The organism is Allomuricauda sp. R78024 (assembly GCF_044596045.1).
In the GTDB taxonomy this organism is placed as follows: Bacteria; Bacteroidota; Bacteroidia; order Flavobacteriales; family Flavobacteriaceae; genus Flagellimonas.
The window spans coordinates 3518689-3531572 of sequence record NZ_CP138995.1; the positions used below are offsets into that span (position 1 = coordinate 3518689).

General features: G+C 36.7%; 11 protein-coding genes. 10 read left to right on the forward strand and 1 reads right to left on the reverse strand.

Translation table 11 applies throughout. The features are described 5' to 3' along the window. The first annotated feature begins 15 nt into the window (after nucleotides 1–15). The 7 genes from SJY44_RS15900 (at nucleotide 16) to SJY44_RS15930 (ending at nucleotide 7209) form a co-directional block, all read left to right on the forward strand. On the forward strand, nucleotides 16–1212 hold the full coding sequence (locus SJY44_RS15900) for a DUF3667 domain-containing protein (RefSeq protein WP_298930061.1): 1197 nt from the start codon (nucleotides 16–18) through the stop codon (nucleotides 1210–1212). Between the two features lie 4 nt (nucleotides 1213–1216). Next, nucleotides 1217–1603, forward strand: coding sequence for a Co2+/Mg2+ efflux protein ApaG (apaG, locus tag SJY44_RS15905; protein WP_298930063.1), 387 nt, complete (start codon nucleotides 1217–1219; stop codon nucleotides 1601–1603). A 73-nt stretch (nucleotides 1604–1676) separates the two neighbouring features. Then, a complete protein-coding gene (gene pruA, locus SJY44_RS15910) occupies nucleotides 1677–3305 on the forward strand; it encodes an L-glutamate gamma-semialdehyde dehydrogenase (RefSeq protein WP_396590461.1) in 1629 nt (542 codons plus the stop codon). A 14-nt stretch (nucleotides 3306–3319) separates the two neighbouring features. After that, complete coding sequence (locus SJY44_RS15915) at nucleotides 3320–4087, forward strand: arylamine N-acetyltransferase (protein ID WP_396590462.1); 768 nt, start codon at nucleotides 3320–3322, stop codon at nucleotides 4085–4087. Further along, a complete protein-coding gene (locus SJY44_RS15920) occupies nucleotides 4071–5039 on the forward strand; it encodes a GlxA family transcriptional regulator (protein ID WP_396590463.1) in 969 nt (322 codons plus the stop codon). Before SJY44_RS15915 ends, SJY44_RS15920 begins: the two co-directional genes overlap by 17 nt. Before the next feature lie 80 nt (nucleotides 5040–5119). Beyond that, nucleotides 5120–6157: a DJ-1/PfpI family protein gene (locus SJY44_RS15925; RefSeq protein ID WP_396590464.1), complete on the forward strand. Its 1038-nt coding sequence runs from the start codon at nucleotides 5120–5122 to the stop codon at nucleotides 6155–6157. 266 nt (nucleotides 6158–6423) lie between these two features. Continuing rightward, nucleotides 6424–7209 (forward strand): toxin-antitoxin system YwqK family antitoxin, encoded by a 786-nt coding sequence (locus SJY44_RS15930; protein ID WP_396590465.1) that lies wholly within the window; start codon nucleotides 6424–6426, stop codon nucleotides 7207–7209. A 494-nt stretch (nucleotides 7210–7703) separates the two neighbouring features. Here the strand turns inward: SJY44_RS15930 and rsmG are convergent, their stop codons facing one another. Next, entirely contained in the window at nucleotides 7704–8345 is a 642-nt protein-coding gene (gene rsmG, locus SJY44_RS15935) for a 16S rRNA (guanine(527)-N(7))-methyltransferase RsmG (protein WP_396590466.1), read from the reverse strand. Nucleotides 8346–8458: 113 nt separating this feature from the next. On the opposite strand from rsmG, the gene SJY44_RS15940 reads away from it, so the two are divergent. The 3 genes from SJY44_RS15940 (at nucleotide 8459) to SJY44_RS15950 (ending at nucleotide 12862) form a co-directional block, all read left to right on the forward strand. Then, nucleotides 8459–9562, forward strand: a complete 1104-nt coding sequence (locus SJY44_RS15940; protein WP_298930081.1) for an acyl-CoA desaturase — start codon at nucleotides 8459–8461, stop codon at nucleotides 9560–9562. 13 nt (nucleotides 9563–9575) lie between these two features. After that, the gene (locus SJY44_RS15945; protein ID WP_396590467.1) at nucleotides 9576–10766 is read left to right on the forward strand and encodes a pyridoxal phosphate-dependent aminotransferase; all 1191 of its coding nucleotides are present in this window, start codon (nucleotides 9576–9578) and stop codon (nucleotides 10764–10766) included. A 125-nt stretch (nucleotides 10767–10891) separates the two neighbouring features. Continuing rightward, a complete protein-coding gene (locus SJY44_RS15950) occupies nucleotides 10892–12862 on the forward strand; it encodes a sulfatase-like hydrolase/transferase (RefSeq protein WP_396590468.1) in 1971 nt (656 codons plus the stop codon). Nucleotides 12863–12884: the final 22 nt, after the last annotated feature.

The following is a 12884-nucleotide window of genomic DNA, read 5'->3' on the forward strand; positions in this document are numbered from 1 at the left end:
AATCCTTGAAATGGAATGGAGGATAAAAAACCAACCTTAATAACCAAAGGCCGCTATGAACTTAAGTTTAGAGGAACCAAATGTCTTAATTGTGGTCACCTTCTTGACATAAGCGATAAATATTGCCCCAATTGCTCTCAGGCCAATAGCACCAAGAAATTAGTCCTTAAAGATTTTTGGGATGAGTTCTTTTCTAACTTGATCAACTACGATTCCAAGTTATTAAAAACACTATATGCCCTTCTGGTAAGACCGGGCACCATGACCAAAGATTATATTAAAGGTAAGCGTATCGCCTATACCAATCCATTCCGATTTCTATTAAGTTTGGCATTTCTGTATTTTTTAATGGTCACTTATGATAATAGTTTTTCCAATTTGGACAATCTTGGTTTAGAAGATAAAATTGAGCAAACTGGCCCCATGTCCTACAGTTTTAACAATGGAAAAACTGCCGCTGACAGCATCAACGCAAAGGAACAGACCGAAAAAGCACTAAAACAGCTTGATTCCCTGAAAAATTTAGAAAACGTTCCTATTCCAGGAATTCAAAATTTAGACTCACTGCAGACTTTAATAGGTCAAGGGATAAAAGAAGAGGCAAAAAAAGATTCTTTTATGCTTGCAAATCCTCGAAAATATTTTGAAAACCTTCAAAACAACAATTCTGGAGGTCTTGGGGGAAGAATGGAGTTTTTCTTTACATTTCTGCAAAAGGACTCAATAAAAACCTTCGAAGAAGCAAAAGAAAAATATGGGGCCAATGAAACATGGAGAAATAAAGTGGCCTTTAATGGATCCAAGAGCTCTCTTAAAGCAATTGCACAACCTGGTACATACTTAAACAATACAATTGCCAAGCTGCCTTTGGTCATTTTCTTCTTTCTTCCCATATTCACAGTTTTCCTTTGGGTGGTTTACATCAGAAAAAAATACACCTACACCGATCATCTTATCTTTAGCTTTCACAACCAATCATTATTATTTATCTTGCTCATCCTTAGCCTAATAATAGATTCTATTTTTAGTGTGACGAGTGCCGGTATTTTTTTACTGATTTTCGGTTTTTACCTGTACAAAGCAATGAGAAAATTTTATGGGCAAGGAAGGGTTAAAACGATTGTCAAATACATTTTCCTAAACACGATGTTCGCCTTTTTAGGTTTTATTGTGGTAATCATTTTGTTTACGGGAAGTGTCTTTACCTATTAGAACTATGTTCACTCAAATCACAAAAGGAATTAAAGTATCTGTGCAAACCACTTTCGAGGGCACATTCTTTAAAAACTACAAAATGCATTATGCTTTTGGATATACTATCACCATAGAAAACCAAAGTAAAGACTCGGTTCAGCTAACTGCTAGGCATTGGGATATTTTTGATGCACTTAAAGAAATAGAAACTGTTGACGGTGAAGGTGTAATTGGTAAGAAACCTGTAATAAAACCTGGTAAATCGCACACCTACAGTTCTGGTTGTTTGTTGGCATCCCCTATTGGTGCTATGCGCGGCTATTATCACATGGTCAATTTCACTTCAACAGAAGAATTTGAAGTAGATATCCCAACCTTTAAGTTTGCAGCTCCTTTTGCCATAAACTAGTTAGAATTCATTTTATATTGGCTATTCCTTTCACTACCTTTGGTGGAATTTTTAACACATAAAATTCACCATTATGGGAAAAGGTTTTTTTCAAGTTCCAACGGCATATAACGAGCCAATAAAGAGTTTTGCTCCCGGCACTCCGGAACGTGAAGAAGTACTGCAACAATACGATGCATACTACAAGGGTAATGTTGAAGTTCCTTTATATATAGGTTCTGAGGAAATAAAGACTGGAAATACTAGATCCATGTCGCCACCACATGAGCATAAGCATATAGTTGGAAAATTCCACTTAGCTGAAAAGAAACATGTAGAGCAAGCTATTGCAAACGGTTTGGAAGCGCGAGAGGCTTGGGCCAATTTAACTTGGGAACAACGAGCTGCTATTTTCCTAAAAGCTGCAGAATTGATAGCGGGTCCTTACCGCGCAAAAATCAACGCTGCCACCATGATCGCGCAGTCTAAAACAATTCATCAAGCTGAGATTGACGCCGCTTGTGAATTTATAGATTTTCTTAGATTCAATGTAGAATACATGACTCAGATTTATACTGAGCAACCAGAATCTGCAGAAGGTATCTGGAATCGAGTTGAATATCGTCCATTAGAAGGTTTTATATACGCCATTACACCATTTAATTTTACTGCCATTGCAGGGAATCTACCAGCAAGTGCAGCAATGATGGGGAACGTTGTTATCTGGAAACCAAGTGACAGTCAAGTGTTCTCTGCAAAAGTAATTATTGATGTTTTCAAAGAAGCTGGGTTGCCAAACGGAGTAATCAATGTTGTTTTCGGAGATCCGGTAATGGTTACCGAGACTGTTCTTTCGAGCCCGGATTTTTCTGGCCTTCATTTTACAGGTTCCACTTTTGTCTTTAAAGAATTATGGAAACAGATAGGAAATAACATCCACACTTATAAAACATATCCAAAGATTGTTGGAGAGACAGGTGGAAAAGATTTTATTGTTGCACACCCATCTGCAAAACCAAAACAAGTATCCACAGCCATTATTAGAGGAGCATTTGAGTTTCAAGGACAAAAATGTAGTGCTGCATCAAGAGTATATCTACCAAAATCTATCGCAACTGAAGTTTTAGATTTTGTTAAAGCGGATATTGCCTCTTTTAATAAGCCTGGTTCTCCTGCGGATATGAGTAATTTTATTACTGCCGTAATCCACGAAGGTTCTTTTGATAAGCTTGCCAAATATATTGATCAGGCCAAAGCTGATAGCAATGCAGAAATAATTGCTGGAGGTAACTATGACAAATCTGTCGGTTATTTTATTGAACCTACGGTTATCTTAACCCAAGACCCAAAATACACTACAATGTGTACTGAGCTTTTTGGTCCTGTAGTTACCATCTATGTATATGAGGATGCTGACTGGGCGAAAACTTTGGAATTGGTAGACAGCACATCAGAATACGCTTTAACAGGTGCTGTTTTGGCCACAGATCGTTATGCAATTGATGAAGCCACTAAGGCTCTTCAAAATTGTGCCGGTAATTTCTATATCAATGATAAGCCAACCGGAGCTGTAGTAGGACAACAACCATTTGGAGGAGCAAGAGCTTCAGGTACCAATGATAAAGCCGGTTCTGCTCAAAATTTATTGCGTTGGGTATCTCCAAGGTTGATAAAAGAGACTTTTGTTACTCCAGAAGATTACAGATATCCATTTTTGGGGTAAATAAATCACATACAATGAACGTTTCGGCCTATTTGAAAAGAATTAATTATAATAAAAAGGTTGAAATTGACAAACAAACTTTGTTTGGACTTCAAAGGGCACACTTGTTAAGTGTGCCCTTTGAAAATTTAGATATTCATTACAAAAAACAAATCGTTTTGGATATTGATACAATTTTTGAGAAAATCGTCAACCGTAAGAGAGGTGGGTTCTGTTACGAACTTAACAGTCTTTTTTATACTCTTCTGAAGGAAATTGGATTTAACGCAAAAATTATTTCTGCACGGGTATATTCTGAAAAAGAACAATACGGCAAGGAGAAGGATCACTTGGCTATCCTAGCAAACATTGGGACAGAACAATTCCTGGTCGATGTGGGCTTTGGGAAATTCTCATTAGAACCTCTTCCATTAAAGTTTAATAAAACCCTCGTTGATGATTACGGAAAGTTTGTTTTTGATAATTATGACAAAGATTATTTGAGGGTGTCCGAACAAAAAAATAATGTTTTAGAACCCCAGTATATCTTTAGCACAAAACAGCACAAATTATCTGAATTTAAGGATATGTGCGAATATCATCAAACCAGTAAAGAGTCTCATTTCACTCAAAAAAAGGTGATTTCCATAAGCACTGAGCATGGACGTATCACACTGAATAACAGTAAAATAAAAATTACCGATGGGTCAAAAACTAAAGAAATCGAATTTAGCAAAGACCAATTCGAGACTTATCTTAAAGAATACTTCGATATTATTGTAAAAATTGAAGAACCAAAGTAAACATAGAGCTTTCTTTCTTGTACCGCCAGAAGTACAGCTTCTGGACATGGCAGGTCCAGCGCATCTTTTTTATGAAGCAAATGAGTATGGTGCCCAGATTGAAACTCATTATTTAAGTCTAAACACATCGAACAAAGAAGTATCAAGTGCTGGGATTTCGCTAGGTAATTTGGAGAGTTTTGAAAACTTTACATTGGGAATTCATGATCTTCTTTTTATTCCAGGTTTGGAATCCCATCTATTTTTTGATGAAAAATTTGTACAACAAAACCAGCGATTTTTTCTGTGGTTGCAAAAACTAAATCAAAACGGCGCTAAAATCTGTTCTATCTGTACTGGTGCATACGTCATAGCTTTTGCAGGTCTTTTTGATGGAAAAAATTGCACTACCCATTGGAAATATTTAGAGGAGTTTCAATCAAGGTTTCCCAATACAAAACTACGTTCAGATAGGTTAATCGTTAAAGACGGTAATCTATATTCCAGTGCTGGAGTTTCATCAGGAATAGATTTAGCTTTATTTCTTTTAGAAGAACTCTATGGACCTGTTTTCGCTACAAAAATCGCCAAAGAAGTAGTGATATACCTTCGCCGAACAGAACACGACCCACAACTTAGCGTCTTTTTACAGTACCGAAATCATTTGGACAATCGCATCCATCAGGCCCAAGATACTTTAGCTCAAAATCTTGATAAAAAATTAAAAATAGAAGAGCTTGCTGAAAATGTGCATATGAGCCCAAGAAACTTGACACGCTTGTTTAAAAAGACCACTGGAATTACAATAGGCGATTATTTGGTTAAGCTTCGTGTTGAGCGTGCCGTGCAACTACTCTCAAATGGCTCTAAGGTGAGTACAGTATCCACGGCATGTGGATTTCAAAGCAGTAATCAATTAAGAACTTTGCTTAAAAAACATACTGCCTCTCTTCCTTCAGAATGGCGAGAATAATTGTCCCGATGTTGCGCATGGTTGTCCTTCCTAAAGCAACATGGGTAGGTTAACTTTGTAGCTCATCAAAAATCAAAAAAATGAGCAGATTAGTAATACCATTCTTATTGCTTTTTGGAATTGCATTCAGTTACCCCCAAAATAGCATCAAAACATCCGAAGTATATGTTTGCCCTCCATGTGGGCTTAAATGTGATAATGATGAACATGACAGTCCCGGAATATGTTCATTCTGTAATATGAAGCTTATGAAAAAAGAAGATTTAAAAACCATTGCCTTCTATTTACAGGACAGAGTTGAAGTCCTTGATTTTGCTGGCCCCATGGAAGTGTTGTCCTATGCTGGGTTTAACGTTTTCACTGTTTCCGCTACCAAAGAACCAATAAAGTCACAAGGCATTCTTAGTGTTATTCCAGATTATACTATAGACAATGCACCTGAGGCAGATATTTTGGCATTTTTTGGAGGTAATGCATCACCAACCTCTAAAAACCCTGAGGTGATGAAATGGATTAAAAAACAAGAAAATGTAGCATATCATTTTTCAGTTTGTACCGGAGCTTTTATTTTGGCCGAAGCGGGAATATTGGATGGGAAAACAGCAACAACATTCCACAGTTCGCTAGACAACCTCCGAGACAACTATCCTAAAATAAATGTTCGTAAAAATGTGCGTTTTGTGGACAATGGAAAGGTGATCACGACAGCAGGTATATCTGCAGGAATAGATGGCGCATTACATTTGGTTGCAAAACTACATGGGTTAAACGCCGCTAAGCGCATTGCATACAATATGGAATATGATAATTGGCAACTTGGTGATGGGTTAATCCTGTCTGAGGATAATCCATATGAAAACAGAATATCCACTACTGATCTGATGGCTTTTGAAGGGCTTTATGAGTACAAAGATGGCGGTCAAATTATATTGAAAATCAATAAAAAGGATGGCGACCTTTATACAATGATAGATGAGTTGGTTTATCCACTTTATCATGAAGTGGATGATACATTCTCTAATATTGGTGATGATGAAATTTTCTTTAGAAGAAACGACAAAAACCAAATTGTAGGCTATTCTTTAGCAGAGGATGGTAAACTGTACAAGAAGTTATAGAAGAAATTCTTTTAGGAATAGAATCCATTTCAGGTTTCAATTCCCTATAATCAAAATATACTTCACACAATACCTTTATTAGTACATATCATTCATAAACCCAAAGACTAGAACCGTAAGATCTCCCCTTTATCTGAAGAAAGATTTCTATATATTTCTTCCCGTGAGTCATGCTTCCTTTAGCACATTTAGTAAAGTGTATAAATAAGCCGCTCTAAACATTATCTGTTTCTTTTTTTTCAATCTGTATTTCCAGTAATGGCTATATGCAATTAAAGTATGCTGAAAAATATATTGATGGGCAAATTAAAATTGAAAGCTATTTGAAAGACAATACGTTGGACAGTTTATATGTTGAGTACCACAAAAATGGTAGAATAAAAATTAAAGGTCAGTTTAAAGAGTGTAACACCACAAAAGAGGCTGTCCAAGCTCAAAGCACGGAAAGTAAAGCTCATTATTATAATGATACATTAAACATTAATCCAGGGAAAAGACATGGCCTATGGTCAGAGCATTATGAAAATGGGGTTGTAAAATCAAAATGCAATTACAATTATGGCTTACAGCATGGAAATTCACTTTTTTATGACCGAAACAGGAAGCTTATAAGTTCACATTACTACGTAGCCGATAAAGAAATAAGTATGCATAAATTTGGTAGTGATGGCAAATTGGAATTAAGCAAAGCCCATTTTTATAACTTCAATAAAGGTTCTACACAAAAGTTAAAAATGACTTTACTCTGGGAATTTCATAAAGACGGCGCACTTAAAATCCAAAGAGAAATCAAATTATTAGAAGATAATCGGCAACGCCAATCTTTTAAAGAATATTACGCCAATGGAATATTAAAAACCGAAACAGAGTTCTTCAATGGCAACAAAGATGGTATTCACAAAGAATATCATAAAAATAGTAATCCAAAATACGAGGGCGTTTTTAAAGAAGGTAAAGCTATTAACAAGCACCACTACTATAACCTAAACGGACAAAAAACATCAACTGAATACTGGCACAATGGGAAACTTCTGGGAATTGAAAAAAAATAACGCTGTATTAAATTTTTTGTAAAGCTGATACATAAAAACCATATTACGTACCCCGTTCTAACGCTATTCTTAAAATTTCTTAATAGAAAATAGTTTTTGCAATAAAAGGCTAAACTCACTAAAAACAATTGTGCGGTTGGCTCAATACATTTGATTTTATCCAAACTTACACTGATGAAATCTTTAGTCTTTTTCGCCAATCTTACTGTTGTAAAATAATCTAAATCACCCTTTTAAACTTATAGAGTAATTAAGTGGTTTTTCCAAATTAAGACCCATATTATTGGAATAATACAATTTTATATGTAAATTTAACGTTAAGTAATAGTAAATTAAATGTAATTAGTTCATTTTAACCCTTCAATTCACATCAAAATGAAACAACGAATATACAATTGGCTGAAATTGATGACTGAACAATTTGATGCTCTATGGCAATATGCAAAGGAATACTCTAGAAAGTGTAGAATAGTATATTATAACGTGCACAATACTTAAGAGGGATTCTTAAACTTTTGCGGTAAGTACACTACTTTTTTAGTTTCAAAAAAATCTTCATTAAAATATTCTTTTAAATCAAAGATTTCAGCTGTTTTATACTCTTTCAATTCCTCGGTCAAATCCCCTCCTTTTAGATAGAAAATTCCATTTTTTCTTTCGTGAGCCGAATCTTTTTTAATTTTCCCTTTGGTCCAATGCACAAAGGTTGGCATAGCTGCAACCGCTCTACTAACAATAAAATCAAACTGCTCGGTTAAATCCTCAACCCTAATATGCTTAGCGGATACGTTTTCCAATTGAAGGCCCTCAACAACTTCCTGTACCACCTTAATTTTCTTTCCAATTGCGTCCACTAAGGTAAAATGGGTATTGGGAAATAAAATTGCCAGAGGAATACCAGGAAATCCGCCACCGGTTCCAACATCCAAAATTTTAGAACCCTCATTAAACCCTTGGATTTTAGCAATTCCCAAGGAATGCAATACATGTCGTAGATAAAGCTCATCTATGTCTTTACGGGATACCACATTTATCTTTTGGTTCCAATCTTGATAAAGCACTTCTAAGCCCTTAAAATGTTGCTTTTGGGCATCGGTGAGTGTCGTAAAATATTTAGATATTAAATCTACATTCATGCTCAATCTGTTAATTTCAGCAAAATTAATACTTTTAAACACCTTAACATCGTTTTCATATAAAGTTGGGAACTTGAGAAATCAATTTACTTACCTTTGTAAAAAATTAATTTATGGAAAAGGATATCATCCGATTTTCAAGAAAAGATTCAGCACAATTCTTCAGAACACTAAATAAAAGGGTAAACCAATATTTTAGTGAAAATCAAATAAAGAAAACCGGAAATTGGAAACTTCATCTTAAAACAGTTGTGATGTTTGCCGTTTTCTTGGCTCCTTATTTTTTAATGTTGACATTAAACCTGCCTTTTTGGGCTTACATCTTATTGTCCATTACCATGGGAGTGGGAATGGCCGGTGTGGGAATGAATGTTATGCATGATGGAAATCATGGTGCTTATTCCAACAAAAAATGGGTTAATAAGCTTATGGGTAGCAGTATCTATATTTTGGCTGGGAACGTATACAATTGGCAAGTACAACATAATGTTTTGCACCATACCTATACCAACATACACGAGCATGATGAAGATATGGAAGCAGGAAGAATTCTTCGCTTTTCAAAACATGCAGAGTGGCAAAAGCATCATAAATTCCAGCATTTTTATTCCATTCTTCTTTATGGGTTATTGACTTTTAATTGGGCGATAACCACAGATTTTCAACAAATGTATCGATACATGAAAAGAAAATTGTCTTATGGAAAACTGCCAAATCCAGTAATAAACTGGAGTACCTTGGTCATAACAAAGACTATATATATTACTATTTGGATTGTTTTACCTCTGCTCCTTGTTGATATTCCTTGGTGGCAAGTACTGCTTGGGTTCTTTATCATGCATTATGTGGCTGGAGTAATTTTAAGTGTAGTATTTCAATTGGCCCATATTGTTGATGAAGCAGACACTCCTCTACCTGATGAAACCGGAACTATGAAAAATACTTGGGCTATTCATCAACTTGCAACAACAGTGAATTTTGGTACCAAAAATAGAATTGTAAATTGGTTTACTGGTGGTCTAAACCATCAAGTTGAGCATCATATATTTCCAAATATTAGTCATGTTCATTATACAAAAATCTCCAAAATTGTGAAACAAACGGCCAAGGAATTTAATTTGCCTTACAACGAGTATAAAACTACTAGAAAAGCTATAATTTCGCACTTCAAACATTTGAAAGAGTTGGGTAAAAATCCAGCACTTCAATACCAGTAAAATAGTAAAACCAATGAGCAACCAACTTTCTGAAAGGATTAATAACCTAGTTCCTTCAGCAACTCTTGAAATGGCTGCAAAAGCCAGAGAACTTAGAGCATCTGGAAAAGATATTATTGGCCTTAGTTTAGGTGAACCGGACTTTAATACACCGGACTACATTAAAGATGCCGCCATACAAGCAGTAAAGGATGGTTATAATTCGTACACACCTGTAGATGGCTATGTAGAATTAAAAGATGCTATAAGCACCAAGTTCAAAAGAGATAATGGTATTACTTATGAACGCCCTCAAATTGTTGTTTCTACAGGTGCAAAGCAGGCACTCTACAATCTAGCCCAAGCTTGTTTGAATAAAGGAGATGAAGTCATTTTACCTTGCCCATATTGGGTAAGCTACAGTGATATTGTCAAACTTTCTGAAGGAGTTCCTGTGGAGGTTGCCACATCCATAGACAATGATTTTAAAATGACGCCGGAGCAATTGGAAGCTGCAATCACACCAAAGACTAAAATGTTGTGGTACAGTTCCCCATGCAATCCAAGTGGCTCAATTTATAGTAAAGATGAGTTAAGAGGTTTGGCTGATGTACTTCAAAAATACCCTCAAATTATAGTGGTCAGTGATGAGATTTACGAACATATCAATTACGGAGTTACAGCTCACGCCTCAATGGCTGCTTTTGACGATATGTATGACCGTACAGTTACCGTAAATGGTGTTGCCAAGGCTTTTGCCATGACGGGGTGGCGAATAGGTTATATTGGAGCTCCAGCATATATCGCCAGAGCTTGTAATAAATTGCAAGGACAAGTTACAAGTGGCGCCAATTGTATTGCTCAACGTGCAGTGATCACTGCATTATTAGAATCTCCAAGTCGCGTTCTGTATATGGTGGATGAATTCAAAAATCGTAGGAAGCTTATCTTGGAATTATTGAATAACATTGACGGATTTAAATGTAATGAACCCGAAGGGGCTTTTTATGTATATCCTGATGTGACCGCTTTTTTTGGAAAAACATTTAATGGCAAAAGGATAGACAATGCATCTGACTTTGCTATGTATCTATTGGAACAAGCCAATGTAGCTACTGTTACCGGAGATGCTTTTGGAAACGGAAATAGTATCCGTATCTCCTATGCTGCGAGTGAAGAAGATATTAGAAAAGCTATTTCTAGGATTGCTGAAGCAGTAAAATAGATTATAAAGCAATTACAAAATAACCGCCCTCAAGGATATGAAATTCTTGAGGGCTTTTTTATTTGAAAAGTTTTATCGCACTAGATAAAATCATATAGTATCTTCGAGATAATAAAACTTTCCAAATGAAGAAACCAATATCACATTTAACCTTACTAATCTTCTGTTTGGTCGCCCTTTCTGGTTTTTCTCAAAAAAAGCCCAATGTTATATTGATTTTTCCAGACAATTTGGGTGTTGGTGAAGTTGCTGCTTACGGAGGCGCTCGCGGTGTACCTACCCCGAACATTGACAGAATAGGTGCTGAGGGTATGCGATTGACAAACTTTAATGTAGAATACTCATGCACCCCTTCTCGTATCGCTATACTTACCGGTAGATATGCAGTTCGGGCGGGTGAAGACTATTACGCTGGCACCACATTGTGGGAAGAAACCATTGCCGAGCGTTTAAAGTCCGTGGGATATTCAACTGCACTTTTTGGGAAATGGGATCTTGGTGCCAAAAACTGGCATGGAAAACGTGAACCAACCAACCAAGGTTTTGATGAGTGGTATGGAATTCCAGGCACAACTCATGTCTCTCAATTTCCTTCAATGGATGGTTTTGACCCTAATTTACAACCAGCTCCATACATATGGGAAGGGAACGTAGGAACCGTATCCAAAAAGGTAAAGCCTTTTAATCAAAAAACAAGGCGTACAATTGATCGTGAAGCTGCACAACGCAGCGTTGCTTTTATAAAGAAGAATGCAGAAAAGGATAGACCGTTCTTTTTGTATTATGCCATGACACAATTGCATTTTCCAGCATTACCTCATCCCGATAAGGCTGGCACTACTGGAGCTGGGGATATGGGGGATTCAATGGCTGATGTAGATTATAACGTTGGTTTGATTTTAAATCAATTAAAAGAATTAGGAATCGAAGATAATACCTTGATTATATGGTGCACGGACAATGGTGCAGAGATGAGACGCCCTTGGAGAGGTTCACCCGGCCCTTGGCGTGGATATTACAATTCGGCCATGGAAGGTGGTGTTCGAACTCCATGTGTTATTAGGTGGCCAGATAAAATTAAGGCTGGGCAGGTTTCCAATGAGATGGTTCATGAAGTTGATTTGTTCTCGACCATTATCAATGCAACCGGCACAGATGAGGCCATACCAAAAGATCGAATTATAGATGGGGTTAACCAACTCCCTTTTCTAGAAGCGAAGCAAAATAGATCTAACCGCGAAAGTGCCATATTCACACAACGATTCGGTCAAATAATGGCCGTCAAATGGCGGGATTGGAAACTATGGTATGTGTACAAAACCGAAATGCCAGATTCCGAACCTGAAAACCAAGTACGGTTATTTGATTTAAGGGTGGACCCAAGAGAAGAAATCGACGTCAAAGATTATTATCCAGGGGTTATAGGCATTATGGATAGTATAGTAAAGGAATATGAAGCCTCATTCATTAAACACCCTAGAGTTTCCGCAAGTGCTAATGCTGTCGATCCTTATTTACCACCTAAAGCGGGTTCCGGAAGTCCTGTAAAAACATACGAGAGATCAGATAGAACTGCCCTTGAAGCAAGGGGTTTTGCTATGAAAAATCCTGATTTTACGGGTACTTGGTCAACCACTGTACTTCATAGGGTCTCTGTAATTAATCGGGTAGATAAACCATCAATACCATCACTAGGAAGTGGTTGGGGCGATAAAATATCCATCAAACACGCACCCAATCAATTGGACGTTGAACGTTTGGTCTTTGTTCCAAGGGAAATTCAACAATTGGTTCGTTACCGCTTTGCCTTAGATGGTACAACATCTGAAAATAACATATTAATGGGCCGTACAGGGAAACCAATAGTTTCAGCGGCTTCTTGGAAGGATAACAGATTGATTATTACATCCACTTATCCCTTTCAAGATTCAAAAAGCGGAAAATGGCTAAATAGTAAAGTAACCCAGACCTTATGGCTTCATCCCGCTACGGGAACACCATGGGAACCAACTTTAATTGTAGAGACAACCAGAGAAGGACTATTGGGTGGCTTATCCTCAACCAATCGCACAGTTTATACCAAAGGTTACCGATAATTAAAAATTAAGAACATCTCCG

Bases quoted from the DNA above. Each gene is read 5' to 3' on its own strand.
- SJY44_RS15900 (WP_298930061.1), top strand. From the start codon at position 16: ATGGAGGATAAAAAACCAACCTTAATAACCAAAGGCCGCTATGAACTT.
- apaG (WP_298930063.1), top strand. From the start codon at position 1,217: ATGTTCACTCAAATCACAAAAGGAATTAAAGTATCTGTGCAAACCACT.
- pruA (WP_396590461.1), top strand. From the start codon at position 1,677: ATGGGAAAAGGTTTTTTTCAAGTTCCAACGGCATATAACGAGCCAATA.
- SJY44_RS15915 (WP_396590462.1), top strand. From the start codon at position 3,320: ATGAACGTTTCGGCCTATTTGAAAAGAATTAATTATAATAAAAAGGTT.
- SJY44_RS15925 (WP_396590464.1), top strand. From the start codon at position 5,120: ATGAGCAGATTAGTAATACCATTCTTATTGCTTTTTGGAATTGCATTC.
- SJY44_RS15930 (WP_396590465.1), top strand. From the start codon at position 6,424: ATGCAATTAAAGTATGCTGAAAAATATATTGATGGGCAAATTAAAATT.
- rsmG (WP_396590466.1), bottom strand. From the start codon at position 8,345: ATGAATGTAGATTTAATATCTAAATATTTTACGACACTCACCGATGCC.
- SJY44_RS15940 (WP_298930081.1), top strand. From the start codon at position 8,459: ATGGAAAAGGATATCATCCGATTTTCAAGAAAAGATTCAGCACAATTC.
- SJY44_RS15945 (WP_396590467.1), top strand. From the start codon at position 9,576: ATGAGCAACCAACTTTCTGAAAGGATTAATAACCTAGTTCCTTCAGCA.
- SJY44_RS15950 (WP_396590468.1), top strand. From the start codon at position 10,892: ATGAAGAAACCAATATCACATTTAACCTTACTAATCTTCTGTTTGGTC.